Raw genomic sequence first — 22,668 nt, forward strand, 5'->3', positions numbered from 1 at the left:
GGGACTTGCAACCAGACTTGGTGTCTCGACTCACCTCCTCGGCTCCTTTGGCCCGCTCCCTCGGAGAGAAATGGTGACCGCGGCGCAAAAGTCCGGCTAGACTGAACCCAACCTGAGCAAATTCCGGGAGGCGAATTAAGTGAAGACCGCGATCACCGAGCTGTTCGGCATCGAGCACCCCATCATCCAGGGCGGCATGCATTTCGTCGGCTTTGCCGAACTGGCCGCTGCCGTCTCCAATGCCGGCGGGCTCGGCATCATCACCGGCCTGACGCAGAAGACGCCGGAATTGCTCGCCAAGGAGATCGCGCGCTGCCGCGACATGACCGACAAGCCGTTCGGCGTGAACCTCACCTTCCTGCCGACCTTCGCGGCGCCGCCCTATCCGGAATACATCGCGGCCATTGTCGAGGGCGGCATCAAGGCGGTGGAGACGGCGGGCCGCAGCCCCGAACAATACATGCCGGCGCTGAAGGCGGCGGGCATCAAGGTCATCCACAAATGCACCTCGGTGCGTCACTCACTCAAGGCCGAGCGGATCGGCTGCGACGCTGTCAGCGTCGACGGCTTCGAGTGCGGCGGTCATCCCGGCGAGGATGACATTCCCAACATGATCCTGCTGCCGCGCGCGGCGGAGGAATTGAAGATCCCGTTCGTCGCCTCCGGCGGCATGGCCGACGGGCGCAGCCTCGTCGCGGCATTGTCGCTGGGTGCCGCCGGCATGAACATGGGCACGCGCTTCATCGCCACCAAGGAAGCGCCCGTGCATCAGAACGTGAAGAATGCGCTGGTCGCGGCGACCGAGCTCGACACCCGCCTGATCATGCGGAGCCTGCGCAACACCGAACGCGTGCTGAGGAACGCCAATGTCGATCGCCTCATCGAGATCGAGCGCGAGAAGGGCGACAAGCTGAAGATCGATGACATCCACGACCAGGTCGCGGGCGTCTATCCCAGGATCATGCTGGAAGGCCAGATGGACGCCGGCGCCTGGAGCTGCGGCATGGTCGCAGGGTTGATCCATGACATCCCCTCCTGCAAGGAACTCGTCGATCGCAATCATGAGCGAGGCGGAACAGATCATCCGCAGCCGCCTGATGGGGTTCCTGGATGGGACGGGGGCGACGCGAAAGGTCGCCTGACACCGCCAAACTTCTTAACCACGGCGGCAAATGGACGCTGGAATCGCGCGCGAGGCCTCCTAAATAAGGATAAAATACCTTCAAAATCAATTTCAGGAGGCGTCCGTGGTCCTGAAAAGCGTTTCTTTTGCAGTTGCCGTTGCCCTCGTGATCGCATGGGGCGGCTTCGCGCGCGCTGACGACTACAAGCCAGACGAATATCTCGGCCTCGACCTTTCGAAGGCAGTTCTGTCGCCGAAGCGGCTCGGGCCCGAGACGCAGTTTGCGCCGGTCGCACTCGAGGCGAAGGGTGGCAATGAGGCGCAGGCCCGCGCCGTGCCGGTCGACGTGCCGAAGAAGGTCGCAGCCGAGCGCGTCCGTGTAGCCGAGCCGAAGGTCGCGCATGGCAAGCCCGCGCAGCCGCGCGGTGTAGCCCGCGCCAAGCTCGCGCACCGCCGCGGCAATCCGCTGGATGCACAGGCGAGAGATACCCGCATCCAGACCTGGCCCTGCCGTTCCGGCGGCATCTGCAACTGGCAGCGCTAGAGGCTTCGTGTCTCTACGCCTCTCCCCGCCTGCGGGGCTATCTCGCCCCGTCATCCGCGCGTCGCAAAACCGTAGGCGCGGAGTCAAGAAACCGTAAGGGTAGGAGTCAAGGAGCGCAGGCACCTTCCGTCGCGATTCGACGAAGGTTTCCTGAATGGCAACGCTCCGCGCTTCGCGCGCATGGACCCGGCGGCAATTCCTGGTCCGCTCGACCTCCAGCCTCGCCGTCGCCTCGCTCGGCACGCTCGCAATGCCGCACCTCAGCCGCGCCGCCGACCGGCCGCAGATCGCGGGCGGTATTCAGTCCGGCGATGTCTCTGGCGACTCCGCCGTGATCTGGGCGCGCGCCGATCGGCCCGCGCGGATGCAGGTGGAATGCTCGACCGTCGAGAGCTTCGAGACCATCATTGCGTCAGCTTCGCGCGACGCTCTGCTTGATGCGGATTTCACCGCAAAGCTGCTGCTGAACGATCTGCCGCCCGGCCAGGATATCTTCTACCGCGTGCGCTTCGACGACGTCGCGACCGGCATTGCCGGCGAAAGCCGCGTCGGCCATTTCCGCACCGCGCCGTCCGCTGCCCGCTCGATCTCGTTCCTGTGGTCCGGGGATGTCGCGGGACAGGGCTGGGGCATCGACATTTCGCGCGGCGGCTATCGCAGCTATCGCACCATGCTCGACAACCGCCCGGATTTCTTCATCCATTCCGGCGATCACATCTACGCCGACTGCACGGTTACTTCCGAGCAGAAGCTGCCGAACGGCGAGATCTGGCGCAACCTCGTGACCGAGGAAAAGTCCGAGGTCGCGCACACGCTGGCGCAGTTTCGCGGCAATTACAAATACAACCATCTCGACGAGAACTTTCGCGCCTTCCACGCCGAGGTGCCGATGTTCGCGCAGTGGGACGACCACGAGGTCACCAACGACTGGTCGCCGACCGGCAGCCACGACGAGGCGGGCTATGAGGACGACGGCACCCCGCGCCTGATTGCGCGCGCCCGCCGCGCCTTCTTCGACTTCATGCCGATCCGCGATATCGGCGCGCAGCAAGGCCGGGTCTATCGCAAGATCGCCTACGGCCCGCTGCTCGACGTCTTCATGATCGACATGCGCAGCTATCGCGACGACAGCTGGAACAAGGGCGGCGATCACCGCGGTTGGATCTTGGGTGCCGAGCAGCTCGCCTGGCTGAAGCGCGAGCTCGCGGCCTCGCGCGCAACCTGGAAGGTGATTGCGGCTGATCTTCCGATCGGCCTGATCAGTCTCGACGCCGTCGCGCTCGGCGATGGTCCGCCCGACCGGCGCGAGCACGAGATCGCCGACCTTCTGGCCTCCATCAAGCGCGCCGGCGTGCGCAATATCGTCTGGCTCACCGCCGATATGCACTACACCGCCGCGCATTATTACGATCCCGGCAAGGCGCAGTTTCAAGACTTCGAGCCGTTCTGGGAGTTCGTTTCCGGCCCGCTACACGCCGGCACCTGGGGCCCGGGTGAGCTGGACGACACCTTTGGTCCGGTCGCGATGTACCAGAACGGCTGCAGTGCGGCGCAGGGCGAGAATTTGGCGCCGTGCTTCGGACTGCAATTCTTCGGCCGCGTCGACATCGACGGCGCCAGCGGCGTGATGACCGTGACCTTGAAGGACGTCGACAATCGCGACCTCTGGTCGGTCGACATCGTGCCGCAACCGCAGATCCGCCCGGCCGTGGTGGCGCAGCATTCGTGAGGGGCGATACTCTGTGCGCGGGTCCGGCCATGACGAAGGATAGGCATGGCGCGCCGCTAACCCGATCTTGATTGGCCGCGCTGCCCATGCCGGGCTATGCTGCTCGCTCCCGCCATCTCTTTTCCATCACCGAAGAGTCCGCCCACGCGGCAACGTCGCGTGCTTCCAGCGGGTTGAACGACGTCAGGAGCCTGTTCATGGACAATCTGAAGACCCAGGGCATCAGCGTGCCCAAGCTCGGCCTCGGCACCTTCCGCCTGCAGGGCGATGCCTGCCGCGCCGCGGTCGAGAGCGCGCTGTCGATCGGCTATCGCCACATCGACACCGCCGAGATGTACGCCAACGAAGAACCCATCGGCGCTGCCCTTGCCGCGGCTCGCCTTCCGCGTGGCGAGCTGCACGTCACGACCAAGGTCTGGCATGAGAACCTCAGCCCCGACGCGATCCGGCGGGCCTTCGATGCCAGCCTGAACAAGCTCAGGCTCGATCATGTCGATCTCTATCTCGTGCACTGGCCGTCGAAGGCTGCGAACTGGGGTGCGGTGTTCGAGACACTGATGAAGCTGAAGCAGGAGGGGCGCACGCGGGCGATTGGCGTTGCCAATTTTACCACGGCACTGCTCAAGACCGTGGTCGAGGACATCAGGGCGCCGATCGCCTGCAACCAGATCGAATATCACGCCATGCTCGATCAATCGAAGGTGCTGGCCTATCTCGCCGCGAAGTCGATCCCGCTGGTGGCCTATTGCCCGCTCGCGCAAGGCCGCATCGCTTCGGAGCCGGTGCTGGCGGAGATCGGCGCCAGGCACAACGCGACCGCCGCGCAGGTGGCGCTGAAATGGCTGCTCGATCAGGACGGCGTCGCCGCGATTCCGAAGGCCTCGCGCCGGGAGAGCCAGCAGGCCAATCTCGATGCGCTGAAGATCACGCTCGACGATGCCGACCGCAACAAGATCGCGGCGCTGCCGAAGGACCGCCGCTGCGTCAATCCGGGCTTTGCGCCGGCTTGGGATTAGCTTCGTTTCAGGAATCGTAGGGTGGGCAAAAGGCGCACTTGCGCCGTGCCCACCACCTCTCAATCACCATGGAAGCGGTGGGCACGCTTCGCTTTGCCCACCCTACAAGACTGACGACACGCAAAAGAAATGGCCCCGTGAGGGGCCATTTCCATATGCGCACTGCATTAGTCCCAGTGATGGTGACGATGGCTGCGCTTGATCACCACGACCTTGTCGCGATGGTGGCCGCGATGCCAGCCGTAGTCGCGATGGCCGCGGAATTCGGCGCGAGCGCCGTACGGCCCGTGATGATGGTGGTGGTAGCCGCCGCGCTTGATCACCACCGTCTCCGCGCTCGCCAGCGTCGGCGCCGCGATCACGAGGGCACCCAGGGCCGCAACCACATAACCAAGCTTCTTCATGATGTCCTCCTCCAATCGAATGCAAATCTAAACCGCGCATTCGCGCGAACGTTCCGGAGGAAACGCGGGAGAATTCTGAACAGCTGTTCAGGTGACTAATCGCAGCGTTGCTGCGCCGGCGTCGGCGCGCCTGTCGCGACGTACTTGCCGTCCCTGATCGTGTACTCGCCCCGCTCGCTGCGATTGTAGATCGCGCGCAGGCTGCCGTCCTTCGCCAGCAGCAGCCCGAACTCACGCGCCTGGTGCAGCGAGGGGAAGTAGACCATCACATTGAGCAGGCCCTCGGCGCCGACCGTGGCCGACACCACCTCGTTCTCGTCATTGGCCTCGCCGAAATTGCGCCGGTACATCACCCGGCCGTCCTTCCGGATTTCGTAAGTCAGGAGCGCGCCCTTGTCACGGTCGGGCCGGACGGCGCAATCGACCGCCCACGAGCCGAGCAGGCCCCATTGCTCGACCGTCGCGGTCAACGTCTCGGCACCTGCCGTGGAGGTGATCGCCGCCCACAGCATCGCAGCCGCGATCCAGGGGCTCAAACAACGCGTCATGTCCTGAAGAAACCCCGCCTCGAAGAATTCCAAGTGTAGCATCCCGCCCGCTTCCGTCCATGGCTGCGGCCGATCGCTCGCGAATTTGATCCGCGTCAATGAGGCCGGTCTTTTCCGGGGTAGGATGGCGTTTCCCGAAGGCGAACCTGGATAGACCAATGCTGAATCAAGTCATGGATTTTGCGGGCGAAGTGCTGCCGGGGAGCTGTGCCGTGCCGCCCTATTCCGAGACCGCGTTTCTGACCGAGCTGGGCGATCGCTTGAGGTCCTCGCGCATGCGCTGCGACCTGTCGCGCCGCGAGCTGGCCCGCCGTTCCGGGATTTCCGAGCGCTATATCGCCCAGATCGAAGCCGGCAAGGGCAACGTCTCGATCGTCCTCTTGCTGCGGCTGGCCTCCGCGATCCACGGCAGCCAGCCACAGGCGGCCTGACGCTTCGAGGTGACCGCCATGGGGCAACTCGTACTCGCGGCCAAGGTCACCCACGTTCCATCGCTGATGCTGTCGGAGCTATCAGGCAGCCCGTTACGCGACGCGCGCAAAGCCGCCGTCGATTCGCTGCGCGAGCTCGGCCGGCGGGCGAAAGAGCGCGGCGTCACCTGCTTCGTGGTGTTCGACACCCACTGGCTCTCCAATTTCGGCTACCACATCAATGCCAATGCGCTGCATTGCGGCTCGTTCACGAGCCACGAGGCGCCGCATATGATCCAGGATCTGCGCTACGATTTGCCGGGTGACACGCGCCTGGCCGAAGCCATCGCCGATAGGGCCGGGGACGCCGGCCTGAACGTGATCGCCCATCAGGTGGCCAGCCTCGGGCTCGAATACGGCACCGTCGTGCCGATGCACTACCTGAACCGGGACGGCTTCGCGAAGGTCGTCTCGGTCGCCTCGCCGCTCTTCACCTCATTCGAGGAGAGCCGGATCCTCGGTGAAGCGACCCGCCGCGCGATCGACGAATCCGGTGAACGGGTCGCCATCCTCGCCAGCGGTTCGCTCTCGCACCGGCTCTGGCCGAACAAGAAGCTGGGCCCCGAAGCCTGGACCTCGGTCGCCAGCGAGTTCAACCGTCAGGTCGATTTGCGCGTGCTCGAGCTGTGGCAGAGCCGCCGCTACCGCGAATTCCTCGACATGCTTCCGGATTACGCCACCAAGTGCAACGGCGAAGGCGGCATGGCCGACACGATCATGCTGTTCGCCGCGCTCGGCTGGTACGACTATCGCGGCGCCGCCGAGCAGCTCTGCGACTATTTTCCGTCCTCCGGGAGCGGCCAGGTCAACGTGGAGTTTCACGTCGAGGCGTGAGGCCATCTCAGCGCCGCTCATACGGTTCGAAGCTTCCATCGCGGCCTACTGACCAAGCTTCCGAATTGGATGGGAAGTACCGGACCATGGTGACGATCTGATCTCCATTCGAGCGATTCTTCCAAAGAAATCCATAGGTCCGTTCTGGCGATCTGATTCTTTGTGGCCCTTCAAACTGGTCGGGAGCGATCCCGCGTCTTTCACACTCTTGTCGAAAGGCAAGCCGAGCTTCTTCACGAGCGCTCGCTTCAGTGCGCGTTGCGAAGTCCAGCAGTTCAGAGGCGGCGACCACGAGACCGAGCGCGACACAGATTCCGAGTATCCATCGCGCGATTCGTGCCACACGTCTCATCTACGCCTTCGCCCTCTCGACATTGGCACTCCGGGCCGGCACGCCGAATTCCTTGCGGCAGACTTCGGCCAGCACGGCGACGCCCTCGCGGATTTGCTGATGCGTCGGACTTGCAAAGCACAGTCTCAGCCGTGAGGCGGAATGGCCCTTGCTAGTCGACCATTCCGGTCCCGGATTGATCGAGACGCCTGCGGCGAGCGCGGCCTGATACAGTTTCAGCGTATCGACCTGGTCGGGCAGCTTGACCCAGAGGAAGATGCCGCCCTTGGGCTCCTCGAACTCGGCGGCTGTCCCGAACTGTTCGTTCAGCGCCTCCATCAGCGTGTCGAGCTTGGTGCGCAACGCCTTGGTCAGGGCCGGCACATGGCTCGCGAAATGCGGCTTGCAATAGGCGGCGAGCACCATCTGCTCCAGCGCGCCGGAGCCGGCATCGGTCTTCAGCGCCAGCATCCGCGACATCACCGCCCAGGGCGCCACGATGAAGCCGACGCGCAGCGCCGGCGCGATCGATTTGGAGAACGAGCCGATATGGATCACGCCGCCGTTTGGGCTCATCGCATGGATCGCCGGCGGCCGCTGCCCCGACCAGACGAGGTCGGCATAGCAATCGTCTTCGAAGATCGGCACGCCATACTCGGTCGCGAGCCGTACCAGCTCAGTGCGGCGGCTCTCGGGCATGATGCTGCCGGTCGGATTCTGCACCGTCGGAATGGTGTAGATGTATTTCGGCCGGATGCCGCGGCTCTTCAGGTCAGCCAGTGTCGCGGCCAGCACGTCCATGCGCATGCCGTCCTTGTCGAGGGGGACGCCGACCACATTGACGCCGAGCCGCGCCAGGCGGGTCAGCGAGCCCTGATAGCTGTCCTGCTCGAAGATCACGGTGTCGCCGCGGGTCAGCAGCGTCGCGTTGACGAGGTCGAGCGCTTGCAGCGAGCCGGAGACGATCAGGAGATCGTCGACGGTGCAGTTGATGCCGGCATCGCGCTTGAGCTTCGTCACCAGGAATTCGCGCAAGGGCAGGTAGCCCTGCGGGCCATGCGCCAGCCCGTAGGTCGCGAGCGACCGGCCTTCGCGCTGTAAAGCTGAGGTGGTCGCCTCGATCAGGCCCTCGAGCGGCAGTTGCTCGGAATCGTTGTTGCCGCCGACGAAACTGTACTTGGCAAGGCCCGTCCAGCGCGCAGAAGGGGCCGGCAGCCCTGCCGGAAACAGGGGTGCGAAATCGAAGCTGGACGTCATGGGGGTGTTCCTCGTTTTGTTCTTGTTGAGCCAGCCGATGTTGCGCCGGCCAGCCTTACTTCTTGCCAGCCGTCCGGGTCGGACGGACTCACTTCTTTGTGGCCGTCCTGGTCGGACGGCCCTGGCTGATGAAAGCGTAATGCGCATTGGCGACGCCGCCAACCATCAGCGCCTCGACGACGGGCTCGGCGATCTCGCCCGTCGCAGCCCAGTCGACCAGGAAATTGGCCCCGGTCCCGCCACGCACGTCGTCGGTCGGAATGAAGATCGAGACGGTGGCAAGTGGCCTCAAGGCCACGGGCGCCTTCAGATAACTCTCGACCTGCTTGCCTGCGGTGTCGAAATAGGCGATGCGTTTGATCACCAGTGCTTGCGTCTCGGAGGCGTTGTGAACACTCAAGGTCACCGAGAAGTCGACGCGCAGCTTGCCCTGGCTCATTGCGACGCTGGAATAGGCAGGCACGTAGAATCCACCGGAGATTGCGAGTTCTTCCTTCGGCAGCGCGGCGAGGGAATCGGCAAAGTTCTGTTCAATATTGACCTTGGATTGTGCGGCGGCGGGCACGGCAAAGGCGAGGGGGCATAACAGCATTGCTGCGAACAGCCCTTTTCGCATGTGACGAATTGCTCGCTTGCCGCGCCGCAACCCGTCTCTAGGGTGCCGCAAAACGGACCAATTTGGCATGCACGAGCTCATTCGCGACATCACTCTCTGTATTCTGTTTGCCTGGATGCTGGGCCTTCTCGCCCATTTCTCCCGGCAGCCGCTCATTCTGGCCTATCTTATCGCCGGCTTTTGCATAGGTCCATTCGGCGCCGGCTGGGTCCATTCGCAGGAATCGATCGGCGTCATCTCCGAGCTCGGCCTGATCTTCATGCTGTTCATGATCGGGTTGGAGATCGACCTGAAGAAGATCGTGCGGGCGGGAAGGGTGATCCTGTTCGCGGCGGGGGGCCAGCTCCTCGGCGGCTGCCTGCTCGGGGTCCTGTTCTTCGTCGGCATCGGCCTGTCGCTCGGCGGCGGGCACTTCGATGCGGTCTATCTCTGCGTCGCCTGCGCGCTGTCGAGCACCGTCATCATCGTCAAGGTGCTCTACGAGAAACGCGAGCTCGACACGCTGCCGGGGCGCATCACGCTCGGCGTGCTGGTGCTGCAGGACATCTTCGCCATCCTGTTCCTGGCGGTGCAGCCGAGCCTTGCCAATCTGCAAGCCAGCGTCATCCTGCTCTCGATCGGCCGTGTCGCGGTGCTGGTCGCCGCAGCTCTGCTGGTCAGCCGCTACGTGCTGCCGCGGCTGTTCCACCAGATCGCCCGGCGGCCCGAGCTGATCCTGCTCGGCGCGCTGGCCTGGTGCTTTCTCGTCGCCGAGACCGCCGAGCGGCTGTCGCTGTCGCGCGAGATGGGCGCCCTGATCGCCGGCGTCTCGCTCTCGACCTTTCCCTATGCGCTCGACGTCACCGCCAAGGTCACCACGCTGCGCGACTTCTTCATCACGCTGTTCTTCGTCGCGCTTGGCATGACCATTCCCGTGCCGGGTCTGTCCGTGATCGGGCTGGCGCTGATGATCGCGGCTTTCACGGTGGTGAGCCGCCTCGTCACCACCTTCACGCCGCTCTATCTGATGAAGCAGGGCTTGCGCGCCAGCCTGTTGCCGGCGCTGAACCTCGCGCAGATCTCCGAGTTCTCGCTGGTGGTGATCCAGACCGGCGTTGCCGATCACCATATCGCAGCGCAGACGGCGAATGCCGCCTCCTTCGCCTTCGTGGTGCTCGCGGTGCTCTCGACCTTCGCGATGAGCCGCAGCGACGAGATCACCCGCTGGGCCATCGGCCCCCTGAAGCGGATCGGCCTGCGCGATCTCGACCACGGCAACGGCCATGCCGAGGAGGGGCACGAGGGCGGCCATGGCGAGGCACGCCGTATCGTCATCCTCGGCTTTTTCCGTGCGGCGAGCGCGCTGCTGGCCGAGATCGAACGGCAGGCGCCGGTGCTGCTCGAGCAGATCACCGTGGTCGATTTCAACCCCAATGTGTATCAGACGTTGCTGTCGCGCGGCCTGCACGTGATCTATGGCGACATCAGCAGCGCGGATACGCTGCTCCATGCCGGCGTCGGCAAGTCCGAGATGATCATCCTCAGCGTGCCGGATTCGCTGCTGAAGGGCGCCAGCAACGAGAAGCTGGTCCGCCACGTCCGCGCGCTCAATCCGACCGCCCTGATCGTGGCCACGGCCGATCTCCTGTCGGACGTGGACGAGCTCTATGCGGCCGGCGCCAGCTACGTCACCGTAACCCGGCTCAGCGACGCTCATGAGCTGTTCACGGTCATTGAGGCCGCGCAGGCCGGCCTTCTGACCGACAAGCGCGCCGAGCTCGACCAGCGGCTCGGCGAGCGCCGCGAAGTGCTGCCCTGACGGGGCCGACCGCCTTCCACCTTGGCAATCCGCGCCTATATCCCTGGTATCTTCGGTGCAAGCCTGCCCACCTTGGCAGGCCTGCCGTCAGGCATATGCGGTTGCGTCCAGGACACTAGCGCCCCGGCCCAAGTCCGGCTAAGCCTCCCGCCCACAACCGATAGAGATTGGGACATGCCCGATAGCGTCCAGGAAGTCTTGCAGGCCTTTGCCCGGGGTGAGCTCGTGGTCGTCACCGACGACGAGGACCGTGAGGGCGAGGGCGATCTGATCGTCGCCGCCTCGCACTGCACCGCCGAGAAGATGGCGTTCATCATCCGCCATACGTCAGGCATCGTCTGCGCGCCGGTGACCACCGAGGACGCGCGCCGTCTGCGGCTCGATCCGATGGTGGCCCACAACGATTCCGCGCACACCACCGCCTTCACGGTGTCGATCGACTACAAGCCCGATGGCGGCACCGGCATCTCCGCCGAGGAGCGCGCCTCCTGCTGCCGCGCGCTGTCCAATCCCAATGTCGGCGCCAATGATTTCGCCCGGCCCGGCCACATCTTCCCGCTGATCGCCAAGGATGGCGGCGTGCTGCTGCGCTCGGGCCATACCGAGGCCGCCGTCGATCTGTGCAAGCTCTCCGGCCTGCCGCCGGTCGGCGTCATCAGCGAATTGATGAACGACGACGGCAGCGTGATGAAGGGCGAGCAGGTCGCGCAGTTCGCGGCCAGGCACAAGCTCAAGCACGTCACCATCGCCGACATGATCGCCTACCGCCAGGCGCGCGAGAAGCTGATCGAGCGGGTCTCGACCTTCGTCACCGAAAGCCCGATCGGACCCTTGCAGGGCTATGCCTATCGTTCGCCGTTCGATTCCATCGCCCACGTCGCGTTCGTCTACAATGGCGTCGGTGACGGCAAGAACGTGCTGACGCGCTTCCACAAGCCGAACATCGTCAAGGACACCTTCACCGGCCACAAGCGCATGGCGGCCGTGCTCGAGCATTTCAAGAAATCAGGCCGCGGCGTCCTGGTTTACTTGCGCGACGGCGCGGCCGGTGTCCCCGTGTCCCCGTTGCCCGACGAGAGCGCGACCGAGGCCGACCGCAACCGCCAGTGGCGCGAGGTCGGCGTCGGCGCGCAGATCCTGCGCGATCTCGGCGTCACCTCGATCCGGCATCTCACCTCCTCGGTGCACGACTACAAGGGCCTGTCCGGCTTCGGCATCGAGATCGTTGCCAACGAGCAGCTCGAAACCTGACAACGGCATTTCCGGTTCGTCGGTGTTGCGCCCCGGAACGACCGAAACCAGGATGCAATTGCACTTGTTGCCGCGGCGCTTTACTTTGTCGGGCAAATTTTGACGGAACCAGACGAAAGGACGTTTCATGAGCGTGCGCCCTCAGGCCAAGGACAAGCCGGCTGCGGCTTCTTTCCAGTGGGACGATCCGTTCCTGCTCGACGAGCAGCTGACCGAAGACGAGCGCATGGTGCGCGACACCGCCCGCGCCTACGCCCAGGACAAGCTGCTGCCGCGCGTCTCCAAGGCCTATCTCGAAGAGAAGACCGACCGCGAGATCTTCAACGAGATGGGCGAGCTCGGCCTGATCGGCATCACGCTGCCGGAGGAATATGGCTGCGCCAATGCGAGCTACGTCGCCTATGGCCTCGTCGCGCGGGAGATCGAGCGGGTCGATTCCGGCTATCGCTCGATGAACTCGGTGCAGTCCTCGCTGGTGATGTACCCGATCTACGCCTATGGCGACGAGAACCAGCGCAAGAAGTACCTGCCGAAGCTCGCCAGCGGCGAGTGGGTCGGCTGCTTCGGCCTGACCGAGCCCGATGCCGGCTCCGATCCGGCCGGCATGAAGACCCGCGCCGAGAAGGTCGCGGACGGCTATCGCCTCACCGGCAGCAAGATGTGGATATCGAACGCGCCGATCGCCGACGTGTTCGTGGTCTGGGCCAAGTCGGCCGCGCATGACAACCAGATCCGCGGCTTCGTGCTCGAGAAGGGCATGAAAGGCCTGTCCGCGCCGAAGATTGGCGGCAAGCTCTCGCTTCGCGCCTCCATCACCGGCGAGGTCGTGATGGACGGCGTCGTGGTTCCTGAAGACGCCCTGCTGCCCAACGTCTCCGGTCTCAAGGGTCCGTTCGGCTGCCTCAACCGGGCCCGCTACGGCATCTCCTGGGGCGCGCTCGGCGCCGCCGAGGACTGCATGCACCGCGCGCGCCAGTACACGCTCGACCGCAAGCAGTTCGGCAAGCCGCTCGCCGCGACCCAGCTCGTGCAGAAAAAACTCGCCGACATGGAGACCGAGATCGCGCTCGGCCTTCAGGGCTCGCTTCGCGTCGGCCGCCTGATGGACGAGGGCAAGTTCGCGCCCGAGATGATCTCGATCATGAAGCGCAACAATTGCGGCAAGGCCCTCGACATCGCCCGCGTCGCGCGCGACATGCACGGCGGCAACGGCATCTCGATCGAGTACCACGTGATGCGCCACGTCCATAACCTCGAGACGGTCAACACTTATGAGGGGACGCATGACGTCCACGCGCTGATCCTGGGGCGCGCCATCACGGGCATTCAGGCGTTTTTCTGAGCGGCTACGCGGTGAACGCGTGAGGCACGAGAACTCTCCAACTGCGTCATGGCCGGGCTTGTCCCGGCCATCCACGTCTTAAGCCACGCGAAGAACGTGGATGCCCGGCACAAGGCCGGGCATGACGAAGTCAGCAAGGAATGAGCAAGCCATGTCCGACAATGACGACGTCCCGTTCAACCGCAACTTTCCGCTGAAGCCGGGCGTCGTCGAGGAAGTCCGGCCCGGCGTGCGCCGCGTGCTCTGCAACAATCCGAGCCCGTTCACCTTCACCGGCACGGTCAGCTACATCGTTGGCAAGGGCAATGTCGCGATCATCGATCCCGGTCCCGACGATGCGGCGCATGCGGCTGCGCTGCTCGATGCCGTGCGCGGCGAGACGGTGAGCCATATCTTCGTCACCCACACCCATCGCGACCATTCGCCGAACACCGCGCGGATCAAGCAGGCGACCGGCGCGCCGGTCTATGCCGAGGGCCCGCACCGGGCCTCGCGCCCGCGCTTCGAGAGCGAGAAGCACAATCCGGAATCCGGCTCCGATCGCGACTTCGTACCCGACATCCGGATCGCGCATGGCGATGTCGTCGAGGGCGACGGCTGGCGGCTCGAGGCCGTTGCGACGCCCGGCCACACCGCCAATCATCTGGCATTCGCCTGGCCGGAGCGAAAGTTCAACTTCGTCGGCGATCACGTGATGGGCTGGTCCACCTCGATCGTGGCGCCGCCCGACGGCTCGATGATCGACTACATGGACTCGCTCGACCGGCTCGCCGCACGCGAGGAAGATCTCTATTTCTCCGGCCATGGCCCCGAGATCCCCGACGGCCAGCGCTTCGTGCGCTTCCTGATCCGGCACCGCAAGGCGCGCGAGGCCTCGATCCTGCACCGCCTCGCCAAGGGCGAGACCGACATCCCGACCATGGTCCGCGCGATCTATATCGGCATCGATCCCAGGCTGACGACGGCCGCCGGCTATTCCGTGCTGGCGCACCTGGAAGACTTGGTCGCCCGCGGGGTGGTGGCGACCGACGGCGATCCCGTGATCGGCGGGACGTATCGGATGGCATAGGGGCGAATAGCGAGTGGGGAGTAGCGTTCCATTCGCAATTCGCTACTCGCCATTCGCCAGTTTCATTTCTTCACCGTCTTTGCCGGCGCCTTCGGCGGCGCCACCGGGGTCTTCTTCACCGGCTTGAGCGCGTCGGCATCGGCGGCGGTGTTGAGATCGTCGATGAATTTCTTGACGCGCGCGGCATTGCTGCCGAGATCGCTGTCGAAATTGCGCGAGGCCGAGCGGATGTCGACGCGGGAATCATCGCCGTCCGGCACGAACCTTATCGAAATGTCCTCGCGAAACCCCATGATCGGCGTGCGCGCCACCGCCTCGATGCGGCCGATGCGGCGCGGCGGCTGCGGTGCGCGCTCGTCGATGATGATCCATTTGCGCTTGTTGACGAGCTGGAGCGCGATCGCATAGGCGCGGTCGACGGAGATCTCGAGCTCGACGGGCTCGATATCAGGGTAGAAGTGGCGCTGCTGCTCCGCCGAATAGAGGCCGGCATAGACGGCGGTGTTGGTGCCCTCGCCGGTGCGCAGGCGCGCCAGCGCGTCGAAACGCGGCGGATCGATCGGGTCGGTGGTGATGTCGTAGATCGCCGGCAGCTTGCGATATTGCAGGGCCAGATAGGCGGGATAGGCGAGGATCGCCCCGTCGATCAGCAAAGCGAGCAGGATGCGCGCCATGCCACGCGAGCCGTTCTGCCAGATCGCGGCAAAGCCGGCGAGCCCGAACAGGATCGACAGGCCTGATATCGCGAGCCCGCCGAAGAAGGTCGCAAGGGCCGGCTTCGGCTCCAGGAAATCGAAGCGGACGATGATGATCGAGACCACCACCGCCACCACCGCGAACACGGCCAGATTGCGCGCCCAGCTCGCGAGGCTGGACACGGGCTCCGACTGATAGGGAGCGGAAAACCTGCGGGCCATCGAGTGAGCTCTGCCGGGGTTGGCGATGCCGGCCAGTTCGGCGCGACGATGGGCCGTTGAGACCACGGCGCGGGGGCAAATTCAAGGGTCGATCACCCTCCCCTGGAGGGGGAGGGTCGATCGCGCGAAGCGCGAGCGGGGCGGGGTGACAGTCTTTCCCTAGAGGCGGTGCCCGTGTGGAGAGATCACCCCACCCCCGTCTCACGTTCCGCTTCGCTCCATGTGAGCCGACCCCCGGGCGAGCTCCGCTTCTCCCGGACCCTCCAGGGGAGGGTCGCACCGAGCCGCTACGCCGCCGCGTTCGGGAAGCGGTAATCCTTGAACTGGTCGCGCAGCGCCGTCTTCAGGATCTTGCCGGTGGCCGTATGCGGAATGCCCTCGACGAAGGCGACGTCGTCGGGCATCCACCATTTGGCGATCTTGCCGTCCATGTATTTGAGGATGTCCTCGCGGGTGGCCTGCTGGCCCTGCTTGAGCTGCACGATCAGGAGCGGCCGCTCGTCCCATTTGGGGTGGAACACGCCGATCACGGCGGCTTCCGCCACGGCCGGATGGCCGACCGCGAGGTTTTCGAGGTCGATCGAGGAGATCCACTCGCCGCCGGACTTGATCACGTCCTTGGAGCGGTCGGTGATCCGCATGTAGCCGTCCTCGTCGATGGTCGAGACGTCGCCGGTGTCGAAGAAGCCGTCCTCGTCGAGGATGTCGGTGTCGACGCGGTAATAGGCCTTGGCGACGGCGGGGCCGGAGACCTTGAGGCGGCCGAAGGTCTTGCCGTCCCAGGGCAGCTCCTTGCCGGCATCGTCGGTGATCTTCATCTCGACCGCGAAGGGCGCGTAGCCCTGCATCTGCAGCACGTCGAGCCGCGCATCCCCGGTGGCGTTCTGGAACGGCGGCTTCAGTGCCGCGACGCTGCCGATCGGGCTCATTTCGGTCATGCCCCAGGCGTGACGCACGTTCGAGCCCATGTCGAGGAAGGCCTTGATCATCGAGCGCGGCATCGCCGAGCCGCCGCAGATCACCATCTTCAGGTCCGGCAGCTTGAGATTATTGGCGGTCATGTGCTGGAGCAGCATCAGCCACACCGTGGGCACGCCGGCGGTGTGCGTCACCTTCTCGGTCGAGAGCAGCTCGTAGACCGAGGCGCCGTCGAGCTTGGCGCCGGGCATGACCAGCTTGGTGCCCTGCGAAGGCGCGGAGAAGGCGATGCCCCAGCTGTTGGCATGGAACAGCGGAACCACCGGCAGCATCGTCTCGGACGCACTGGTGCCGAGCGCGTCGACATTGTTGGCCATTAGCGCGTGCAGCACGTTGGAGCGATGCGAATACAGCACACCCTTCGGGTCACCGGTCGTGCCCGACGTGTAGCACATCGCGGCTGCCGTGTTCTCGTCAAAGTCCTTCCATTTGAATTTGCCGTCGGCCTCCGCAATCCAGTCCTCGTAGGCGACCACATTCTTCAGCGTCGTCTGCGGCATGTGCGCCTTGTCGGTGAGCACGACGTAGCGTTCCACGCTGGTCAGCTTGTCGGCGATCTTCTCCAGGACCGGAACGAAGGTGATGTCGGTCATCACGATGCGGTCCTGCGCATGGTTGATGATCCAGGCAATCTGCTCGGGGAAAAGGCGGGGATTGACGGTATGGCAGATGGCGCCGATCCCCATGATGCCGTACCACACCTCGAGATGGCGCCAGGTGTTCCAGGCGATCGTCGCGACACGGTCGCCGAGCTTGATGCCGTCGCGCTCCAGCATCTGCGAGACCTTGAGCGCGCGCTTGTGGATCTCGGCGTAATTGGTGCGATGAATCGGTCCCTCGACCGAGCGGGTAACCACCTCCTGCTTGCCGTGAATTTTGGCGGCATGTTCGATGATCCGGTGGCAGAGCAGGGGCCAATCTTGCATCAAACCAAGCATTCCGACGTTCCTCCGAGAAGTCGCTGGGCGCGTTGTCGCTCTCAGCGTTGGGCCAAAGAATTGTCATGAGTTTTAGCCTGCCGGACTTTCGCCGCAAATGGTCTTGTCGCGGCTATATGTCCGCTGGCGCGGCAATGGTTACCGCTGCGCTCGGGCTGTCGCTCGTCCTCGCCGAGAGGGCAGAGGCGCGAAAATACACATCCCCACTGGATATCTTCGGTATAGCCGCACCACGGTCGCGCCCCGCGGTTCATTCCGCCAGGATCCCGCTGCCGAGACCGCGCCCCGAGGAGGCGCCCAAGGCAACGGACAAGGCATCGGACGAGGCTCCGCCGGAGGCGGACGGCAAGCCTTCGGCGGACAAGCCCGGCGCCGACAAGCCCGCCGAGGCTGCGGCACCAGCCCAGAAGCCGGTCTCGGCCTGCCGTCTTGCGCTGACCGAGGAAATCGCGATCGCGCCGTCGATTCCGGATATCCGCGGCCCCGGCGCCTGTGGCGGCGAGGATCTGGTGCGGCTGGAAGCCGTCGTTCTGCCGGACAAGCGCAAGGTGACGGTCAAGCCGGCGGCGATCCTTCGCTGCACCATGGCGTCGGCGATCGCCGATTGGCTGCGCAAGGACATGGCGCCGCTGGCCACCAGCCTTGGCTCGACCATTGGCGAACTCGACAATTTCGACAGCTTCGAGTGCCGCGGCCGCAACCGCGTCGTCGGCGCGCTGCTGTCGGAGCACGGCAAGGCCAACGCCCTCGACGTCCGGGCCATCAAGCTGGCCAATGGGCAGTCGATCGGCCTCACCGACCGCAGCATGTCGCGCGAGGTGCGCGAGCGCGTGCTGCATTCGGTCTGCGCACGCTTTTCCACCGTGCTCGGTCCGGGCTCAGACTGGTACCACGAGGACCATATCCATCTCGACCTGGCGCAGCGGCGCAACGACTACCGGATCTGCCAGTGGAACGTCTGGGATCCCCTGCCGCAGGTCGCCCCGCTGCTGCCGGCGGAACGCCCCGAGGAGGCGCCACCGCGCGAGGTCGCGGCCAAGCCCGAGACCAAGCCCGAGGCCAAGCCCGAAGAAAAGGAAGGAGCTGACGACGAGGCGGTGGAGAAGTCTCCGGCGCCTGCGAAAAAGCCGGCGGCCGATGCCAGCAAGTCCCAGCCGCGCAAGCCGGCAACAAAAAAGCGCCGGTGAAACCGGCGCTTTTGGATCTCAGGGATCAGCAGGCGATCAGTAGCTGCCCGCCTGGCCGGTCTGGCTGCCACCGAGCGCAAGCCGCGAATTGTAGGGCGAATCGCCGTGCTTCGGCTCGAGCACCACGACGAGGGTGCCGAGCTTGACGCGATCATAGAGATCGATCGCATCCTCGTTGGTCAGGCGGATGCAGCCAGACGAGATCGAGGCGCCGATATATTCCGGCTGGTTGGTGCCGTGGATGCGGAACAACGTGTCTTTCCCGCCGGAATAGAGGTAAATCGCGCGAGAGCCCATCGGATTGTCCGGGCCGGGTGCGACATAGGTCGGCACGCCCAGGCGCGAAATTTCGCCGGGGGTGGGGTGCCAGGCCGGCCACTCGGTCTTGCTGCCCACCTTGGCGATGCCCGACCAAGCCATGGCCTCTTCGCCAACGGTGATGCCGTAACGGATCGCCTTGCCGCCATCCAGCACGTAATAGAGATAGTGATTGTCGGAATCGACCACGATCGAGCCCGGCGATTCCTTGCGGTGGTATTGGACGATGGCGCGGCGGAACGGCTCGGCAACCGGGGTGTTCTCGTACCGAACTTTGGCGAGCAGTTCCTTGTCCTTCGGCTTGAAGGCTTTGGTGTCGGTCGCCTCGAAATGCGTGGCCTGCATGCAGCCCGACAGCATCAGGCCGGCGGCCAGAATTCCCAACTTAACTTTCAGCGACGACATGATTTGGTTCCAATCAAAACAATACCGTGCGGAAGGCCTGAGCTTACTGCCCAAGTTCCTCGACTCCGTTAATCCCATTATCGTTGAAATCTGCCACAATTCCAGCACTGAAGGCCTTATCCCGCGCTGCGAGACCCAAGCTGTGGCTTTTCTGCCGCAAGTTTTGCGGCCCCGTGAAGATTTTTGGGCCAAAGGGAGCCGGACTGTCGATTCCGTGCCACAGTTGAGCCATGGCCGCGCCACAAATGCAAACGCTCCATTAATGTGGTTGTCATCGTGAACTTGTCAGAATCGCGCTAAGGGCTGTCATTCTGCCGCAGGTTCTCTGGAGTCGTGCATGTTTTCGGTGTTTGTTCCCTCCGAGTCTGTCCTGAAGAAGGTTGTCATCGAAGATCTTGCCGCGGTGCCCGAAAGCGCGGTCTGGATCGACCTCGTCAACCCCACCGCGGCCGAGGACAAGGCAGTGGAGCGGCTCGCCGGCATCGCCATCCCGACCCGGGAGGACATGCAGGAGATCGAGATCTCCAGCCGCCTCTATATGGAGAACGGCGCGCGCTACATGACTGCGACGCTGATGTGCCACTCCGATACCGACATGCCCCGGACCACGGCGGTGACCTTCATCCTCGCCGACCACCGCCTTGTGACGGTGCGCTACGACCTGCCGAAGCCTTTCGCCCTGGTCGAGGCCAAGCTGGCCCGCTCCTGCACGCCTTCCATCACCGGCGAGATGGTGCTGATGGAGCTGCTGGACGCCGTGATCGATCGCTGTGCCGACATTCTGGAGCGTTGCGGCACCGAGATCGATCAGGTCAGCCACGACATCTTCGAGCCCGAGAGCGAGCGCCACGGGCAGGCAAAGAGATATTCCCAGATCCTGATCTCGATCGGCCGCAAGGGCGATCTGACCTCGAAGGTTCGCGAGAGTCTGGTGTCGATCGGCCGCGTCGTGACGTTCCTGTCCGCGGTGGTCGAGGGCGTGAAATGGTCGAAGGACATGCGCGAGCAGCTCAAGACCATGCAGCGCGACGTTTCCTCGCTGACCGACCACGCCTCCTATCTCTCCAGCAAGATCACCTTCGTGCTCGACGCCATGCTCGGTGTGGTCAATCTCGAGCAGAACAACATCATCAAGCTGTTTTCGGTCATGGCTGTTGTCCTGATGCCGCCGACGCTGATCGCCTCGATCTACGGCATGAACTTCGAGGTGATGCCGGAACTGAAATGGGTCCACGGCTATCCGATGGCGCTGGTGATGATGCTGATCGCCGCGATCGTCCCGTATTGGATCTTCAAGTGGAAGAAGTGGCTCTGATCCCGTCGCGCTCGGAAAATAGCTACCGAGACCTTACGCCGGTCGCACAGACACGGTGAATCGTGTCGCAGAATAGATCGGGATTGAGGCCGCGCCGTGATGTGTGCGTCGTGCCGCAATTCCTCCGGTAAAATTTGAGCGGTGGGCTGAACGTTTGCGCGAAACTTGTCTGCGATAAGCAGTGCGTAGCCGCGAGGAACAACCATGGTTGAAAAACACATAACGTCGCCCCGCAACGTCATCGACCTGGCGAACTATCGTCAGGTCCTGGCGAGCGGCAAGGCGTCGTCGATGTCGGCACGCATGTGCCGGCACTGTGGTGCTCCGCTGCTCGACGGTGAGAACGACGACGACTGCTCGACCGCATTCAGCACGGCCGCTCCACGGCCGCGCGACAGGTCACGTCGGATTCGAATCGATTGAGGAACGGAAGGCGAGGGCGATCCAGGTCTTGCGGCGGCGTTGTCTGGATCGCCTTGCTTCCCTTCTGTTCAGGACAATCGGCTGTGACGTCCGATTGGCGGGTGCGTTAGAGACCGGCTGAACCCCCATCCAGCCAAAACGGGGCCTGTGTCGCGCTCTGTCAATCCGCCTCGCTAAAAATATTCCACTTTACCGAAATTCGGTTTCGGCGTATGTGTCGTCCATCCCGGCTCACCCAGGAGGGGCGACTATGTGGTCGTCACTGTCGCGAGCCGGGCTTGCGGTGGACGCGGCAGCGTCGGCACGAGAGGCGCGGGCAGGGCGGGTAGTCCCTGTGAGCCCGAGGCTTCGTGCGGACGACGGCGCTGTTCAGTTCGTCTCGCCACATTCTTTCGGCAACGTCGACAAGGCCGGGAGATAATGTGGTGACCAGCGAACGCGCGTACGGCAAAACCGTGTGGTCCTGGCCGTCGTTGCTACGGTCAAGTCCTTGCGAAGGTGCGAGCGAGCCCAACCGGGCAGACTGCATCATCCAAATTCGCGGGGCGAGGGAGACCAGAAGGAATGGTCGGCTCCCGGGAGATCACGGCATAAGCCGTCCAACCACTGCGCAGGGAAGGCCGAGTGATCGGCACCACCTGTATGCTGCTGTGCGGTTCTTCTGCGTGTGCCTATTGCGCAGCAGACCGCGGGTGCGAGCCAGCACCCGGCCTTCCCTGCGCCCTCTTGGATGAGAGGGTAGCGAGACCAAGCAAAGCTCGGGCGAATTGCGCCGCGAGGCCGAAGAGGCGTGTCTGCGAGCTGAGCTACGTGCCACAAACTCGATCTCGTAGGGTGGGCAAAGCGCAGCGTGCCCACGCCTTGTCGCTCATGGACGGAGATCGTGGGCACGGCGCTATGCGCCTTTGCCCACCCTACGGCACTGCCGCTGGGATATGCACTGGAGCATCGCAATGACATGTGGAGACAGCATGCGCCACAATCCGCTCTCGTGCCCCGGACGCAGTGCAGCGTCACTGCGTGCCGCAACGCGTCCGGGACACGAGAGAGCGAGGTTGTCGCCCCTTGCTCCGTCACTGCAATGACGCGAACGGACTACACGTGCTGGCCGCCGTTGATGTGGATCTCGGCGCCGTTGACATAGGACGAGGTGTCCGTGCACAGCACGTAGATGATTTTTGCCACTTCGTCGGGCGTGCCGAGGCGGTGCATCGGGATCTGCTGTTCGACGATCTTCTCGGTGCCCGGCGACAGGATCGAGGTATCGATCTCGCCCGGAGCGATCGCGTTGACGCGCACGCCGACGCGGCCGAAATCGGAGGCCATCTCGCGCGTCAGCGCCGCGAGCGCGGCCTTCGACGTCGCGTAGGCGGCGCCCGCGAAGGGGTGCACGCGCGAGCCCGCGATCGAGGTGACGTTCACGACCGAGCCCTTGGCCGCCTTCAATTCCTCGATCAGCCCGCGCGCAATCATGATCGGCGCGAAGAAGTTGACGTGGAAGACATGCGTCCAGGTGTCGAGATCGGTGTCGACCGAGCCGAGCCTGGAGCCGCCCGCGCCCTTCGGCGAGATCGCGGCGTTGTTGACCAGCGCATGCAGCGTGCCGCCCTCCAGCCGGCTGCGGATCTCGCTGATCGCACGCGCGGTGTCCTCGGGATTGCCGAGGTCGACCTGGATGTGGTCCTCGGGCCCCGCGTCCCACGGACAGTCCTCCGGAAACGGATGCCGCGAGCAGGTGATGACGCGCCAGCCCGCCGAGGAGAAGCGGATCACGGTGGCGTGGCCGATGCCGCGGCTGGCTCCGGTCAGGAGCAGTGTACGGCGCGGCGCATTGGACGAATGCGGCATGGACATC

20 protein-coding genes and 1 pseudogene are annotated in these 22,668 nt (G+C 64.4%); 13 read left to right on the forward strand and 8 right to left on the reverse strand.

The features are described 5' to 3' along the window. Window positions 1-139: 139 nt before the first annotated feature. The 4 genes and pseudogenes from GGD67_RS20240 to GGD67_RS20255 all read left to right on the forward strand — a co-directional run bounded on the left by GGD67_RS20240 (window position 140) and on the right by GGD67_RS20255 (window position 4,412). Window positions 140-1,142 (forward strand): annotated as a pseudogene (locus GGD67_RS20240) (NAD(P)H-dependent flavin oxidoreductase). Between the two features lie 105 nt (window positions 1,143-1,247). Beyond that, window positions 1,248-1,667 carry a hypothetical protein gene (locus GGD67_RS20245; RefSeq protein ID WP_179735311.1) on the forward strand — a complete coding sequence of 140 codons (420 nt, stop codon included), beginning with the start codon at window positions 1,248-1,250 and terminating at the stop codon, window positions 1,665-1,667. A gap of 154 nt (window positions 1,668-1,821) precedes the next feature. Beyond that, entirely contained in the window at window positions 1,822-3,396 is a 1,575-nt protein-coding gene (locus GGD67_RS20250) for an alkaline phosphatase (RefSeq protein ID WP_179735313.1), read from the forward strand. A gap of 197 nt (window positions 3,397-3,593) precedes the next feature. Continuing rightward, window positions 3,594-4,412, forward strand: a complete 819-nt coding sequence (locus GGD67_RS20255; RefSeq protein ID WP_179735314.1) for an aldo/keto reductase — start codon at window positions 3,594-3,596, stop codon at window positions 4,410-4,412. A 167-nt stretch (window positions 4,413-4,579) separates the two neighbouring features. On the opposite strand, the gene GGD67_RS20260 is transcribed toward GGD67_RS20255, so the two are convergent. Both GGD67_RS20260 and GGD67_RS20265 read right to left on the reverse strand, forming a co-directional pair. After that, window positions 4,580-4,816, reverse strand: a complete 237-nt coding sequence (locus GGD67_RS20260) for a hypothetical protein (protein ID WP_026202608.1) — start codon at window positions 4,814-4,816, stop codon at window positions 4,580-4,582. Window positions 4,817-4,911: 95 nt separating this feature from the next. Next, window positions 4,912-5,364, reverse strand: coding sequence for a hypothetical protein (locus tag GGD67_RS20265; RefSeq protein ID WP_179735317.1), 453 nt, complete (start codon window positions 5,362-5,364; stop codon window positions 4,912-4,914). 158 nt (window positions 5,365-5,522) lie between these two features. Here GGD67_RS20265 and GGD67_RS20270 point away from each other — a divergent pair, with 158 nt between their 5' ends. Both GGD67_RS20270 and hpaD read left to right on the forward strand, forming a co-directional pair. Then, window positions 5,523-5,795 (forward strand): helix-turn-helix domain-containing protein, encoded by a 273-nt coding sequence (locus tag GGD67_RS20270; RefSeq protein ID WP_026202606.1) that lies wholly within the window; start codon window positions 5,523-5,525, stop codon window positions 5,793-5,795. An 18-nt stretch (window positions 5,796-5,813) separates the two neighbouring features. After that, complete coding sequence (hpaD, locus tag GGD67_RS20275) at window positions 5,814-6,668, forward strand: 3,4-dihydroxyphenylacetate 2,3-dioxygenase (protein ID WP_179735319.1); 855 nt, start codon at window positions 5,814-5,816, stop codon at window positions 6,666-6,668. A 352-nt stretch (window positions 6,669-7,020) separates the two neighbouring features. Here the strand turns inward: hpaD and GGD67_RS20280 are convergent, their stop codons facing one another. Together GGD67_RS20280 and GGD67_RS20285 are read right to left on the reverse strand one after the other, a co-directional pair. After that, a complete protein-coding gene (locus tag GGD67_RS20280) occupies window positions 7,021-8,256 on the reverse strand; it encodes a PLP-dependent aminotransferase family protein (protein WP_179735321.1) in 1,236 nt (411 codons plus the stop codon). Window positions 8,257-8,344: 88 nt separating this feature from the next. Next, window positions 8,345-8,872, reverse strand: coding sequence for a DUF3124 domain-containing protein (locus tag GGD67_RS20285; RefSeq protein WP_026202604.1), 528 nt, complete (start codon window positions 8,870-8,872; stop codon window positions 8,345-8,347). 67 nt (window positions 8,873-8,939) lie between these two features. On the opposite strand from GGD67_RS20285, the gene GGD67_RS20290 reads away from it, so the two are divergent. The 4 genes from GGD67_RS20290 (at window position 8,940) to GGD67_RS20305 (ending at window position 14,332) form a co-directional block, all read left to right on the forward strand. Then, entirely contained in the window at window positions 8,940-10,670 is a 1,731-nt protein-coding gene (locus tag GGD67_RS20290; protein ID WP_179735323.1) for a cation:proton antiporter, read from the forward strand. A 174-nt stretch (window positions 10,671-10,844) separates the two neighbouring features. Then, a complete protein-coding gene (ribB, locus tag GGD67_RS20295) occupies window positions 10,845-11,921 on the forward strand; it encodes a 3,4-dihydroxy-2-butanone-4-phosphate synthase (protein WP_179735325.1) in 1,077 nt (358 codons plus the stop codon). Window positions 11,922-12,048: 127 nt separating this feature from the next. Next, on the forward strand, window positions 12,049-13,263 hold the full coding sequence (locus tag GGD67_RS20300) for an acyl-CoA dehydrogenase (protein ID WP_018321712.1): 1,215 nt from the start codon (window positions 12,049-12,051) through the stop codon (window positions 13,261-13,263). Between the two features lie 151 nt (window positions 13,264-13,414). After that, a complete protein-coding gene (locus GGD67_RS20305) occupies window positions 13,415-14,332 on the forward strand; it encodes an MBL fold metallo-hydrolase (protein WP_092263357.1) in 918 nt (305 codons plus the stop codon). Between the two features lie 62 nt (window positions 14,333-14,394). Here the strand turns inward: GGD67_RS20305 and GGD67_RS20310 are convergent, their stop codons facing one another. Both GGD67_RS20310 and GGD67_RS20315 read right to left on the reverse strand, forming a co-directional pair. Then, window positions 14,395-15,249, reverse strand: coding sequence for a DUF1499 domain-containing protein (locus GGD67_RS20310; RefSeq protein ID WP_018321710.1), 855 nt, complete (start codon window positions 15,247-15,249; stop codon window positions 14,395-14,397). Window positions 15,250-15,536: 287 nt separating this feature from the next. Next, the gene (locus GGD67_RS20315; RefSeq protein WP_179735327.1) at window positions 15,537-17,165 is read right to left on the reverse strand and encodes a fatty-acid--CoA ligase; all 1,629 of its coding nucleotides are present in this window, start codon (window positions 17,163-17,165) and stop codon (window positions 15,537-15,539) included. 65 nt (window positions 17,166-17,230) lie between these two features. Between GGD67_RS20315 and GGD67_RS20320 the strand changes: the two genes are divergently transcribed. After that, window positions 17,231-18,352: an extensin family protein gene (locus GGD67_RS20320; RefSeq protein WP_179735329.1), complete on the forward strand. Its 1,122-nt coding sequence runs from the start codon at window positions 17,231-17,233 to the stop codon at window positions 18,350-18,352. Window positions 18,353-18,388: 36 nt separating this feature from the next. On the opposite strand, the gene GGD67_RS20325 is transcribed toward GGD67_RS20320, so the two are convergent. Further along, complete coding sequence (locus GGD67_RS20325; protein WP_018321707.1) at window positions 18,389-19,075, reverse strand: L,D-transpeptidase; 687 nt, start codon at window positions 19,073-19,075, stop codon at window positions 18,389-18,391. A 337-nt stretch (window positions 19,076-19,412) separates the two neighbouring features. Here GGD67_RS20325 and GGD67_RS20330 point away from each other — a divergent pair, with 337 nt between their 5' ends. Further along, window positions 19,413-20,390 carry a magnesium transporter CorA family protein gene (locus GGD67_RS20330; protein WP_018321705.1) on the forward strand — a complete coding sequence of 326 codons (978 nt, stop codon included), beginning with the start codon at window positions 19,413-19,415 and terminating at the stop codon, window positions 20,388-20,390. 204 nt (window positions 20,391-20,594) lie between these two features. After that, window positions 20,595-20,813, forward strand: a complete 219-nt coding sequence (locus tag GGD67_RS20335) for a hypothetical protein (protein WP_038972668.1) — start codon at window positions 20,595-20,597, stop codon at window positions 20,811-20,813. 1,095 nt (window positions 20,814-21,908) lie between these two features. On the opposite strand, the gene GGD67_RS20340 is transcribed toward GGD67_RS20335, so the two are convergent. Then, on the reverse strand, window positions 21,909-22,661 hold the full coding sequence (locus tag GGD67_RS20340; protein WP_026202769.1) for an SDR family NAD(P)-dependent oxidoreductase: 753 nt from the start codon (window positions 22,659-22,661) through the stop codon (window positions 21,909-21,911). Between the last annotated feature and the right edge of the window lie 7 nt (window positions 22,662-22,668).

Source organism: Bradyrhizobium sp. IAR9 (assembly GCF_013408065.1).
GTDB lineage: Bacteria > Pseudomonadota > Alphaproteobacteria > Rhizobiales > Xanthobacteraceae > Bradyrhizobium.

What these genes read in the sequence shown, in the direction of transcription:
- GGD67_RS20320 (WP_179735329.1), top strand. Translation starts at nt 17,231, where the DNA reads ATGAGTTTTAGCCTGCCGGACTTTCGCCGCAAATGGTCTTGTCGCGGC.
- GGD67_RS20270 (WP_026202606.1), top strand. Translation starts at nt 5,523, where the DNA reads ATGCTGAATCAAGTCATGGATTTTGCGGGCGAAGTGCTGCCGGGGAGC.
- GGD67_RS20300 (WP_018321712.1), top strand. Translation starts at nt 12,049, where the DNA reads ATGAGCGTGCGCCCTCAGGCCAAGGACAAGCCGGCTGCGGCTTCTTTC.
- hpaD (WP_179735319.1), top strand. Translation starts at nt 5,814, where the DNA reads ATGGGGCAACTCGTACTCGCGGCCAAGGTCACCCACGTTCCATCGCTG.
- GGD67_RS20305 (WP_092263357.1), top strand. Translation starts at nt 13,415, where the DNA reads ATGTCCGACAATGACGACGTCCCGTTCAACCGCAACTTTCCGCTGAAG.
- GGD67_RS20260 (WP_026202608.1), bottom strand. Translation starts at nt 4,816, where the DNA reads ATGAAGAAGCTTGGTTATGTGGTTGCGGCCCTGGGTGCCCTCGTGATC.
- GGD67_RS20285 (WP_026202604.1), bottom strand. Translation starts at nt 8,872, where the DNA reads ATGCGAAAAGGGCTGTTCGCAGCAATGCTGTTATGCCCCCTCGCCTTT.
- GGD67_RS20325 (WP_018321707.1), bottom strand. Translation starts at nt 19,075, where the DNA reads ATGTCGTCGCTGAAAGTTAAGTTGGGAATTCTGGCCGCCGGCCTGATG.
- GGD67_RS20255 (WP_179735314.1), top strand. Translation starts at nt 3,594, where the DNA reads ATGGACAATCTGAAGACCCAGGGCATCAGCGTGCCCAAGCTCGGCCTC.
- GGD67_RS20280 (WP_179735321.1), bottom strand. Translation starts at nt 8,256, where the DNA reads ATGACGTCCAGCTTCGATTTCGCACCCCTGTTTCCGGCAGGGCTGCCG.
- GGD67_RS20340 (WP_026202769.1), bottom strand. Translation starts at nt 22,661, where the DNA reads ATGCCGCATTCGTCCAATGCGCCGCGCCGTACACTGCTCCTGACCGGA.
- GGD67_RS20310 (WP_018321710.1), bottom strand. Translation starts at nt 15,249, where the DNA reads ATGGCCCGCAGGTTTTCCGCTCCCTATCAGTCGGAGCCCGTGTCCAGC.
- GGD67_RS20315 (WP_179735327.1), bottom strand. Translation starts at nt 17,165, where the DNA reads ATGCTTGGTTTGATGCAAGATTGGCCCCTGCTCTGCCACCGGATCATC.
- GGD67_RS20330 (WP_018321705.1), top strand. Translation starts at nt 19,413, where the DNA reads ATGTTTTCGGTGTTTGTTCCCTCCGAGTCTGTCCTGAAGAAGGTTGTC.
- GGD67_RS20290 (WP_179735323.1), top strand. Translation starts at nt 8,940, where the DNA reads ATGCACGAGCTCATTCGCGACATCACTCTCTGTATTCTGTTTGCCTGG.
- GGD67_RS20265 (WP_179735317.1), bottom strand. Translation starts at nt 5,364, where the DNA reads ATGACGCGTTGTTTGAGCCCCTGGATCGCGGCTGCGATGCTGTGGGCG.
- GGD67_RS20250 (WP_179735313.1), top strand. Translation starts at nt 1,822, where the DNA reads ATGGCAACGCTCCGCGCTTCGCGCGCATGGACCCGGCGGCAATTCCTG.
- GGD67_RS20335 (WP_038972668.1), top strand. Translation starts at nt 20,595, where the DNA reads ATGGTTGAAAAACACATAACGTCGCCCCGCAACGTCATCGACCTGGCG.
- ribB (WP_179735325.1), top strand. Translation starts at nt 10,845, where the DNA reads ATGCCCGATAGCGTCCAGGAAGTCTTGCAGGCCTTTGCCCGGGGTGAG.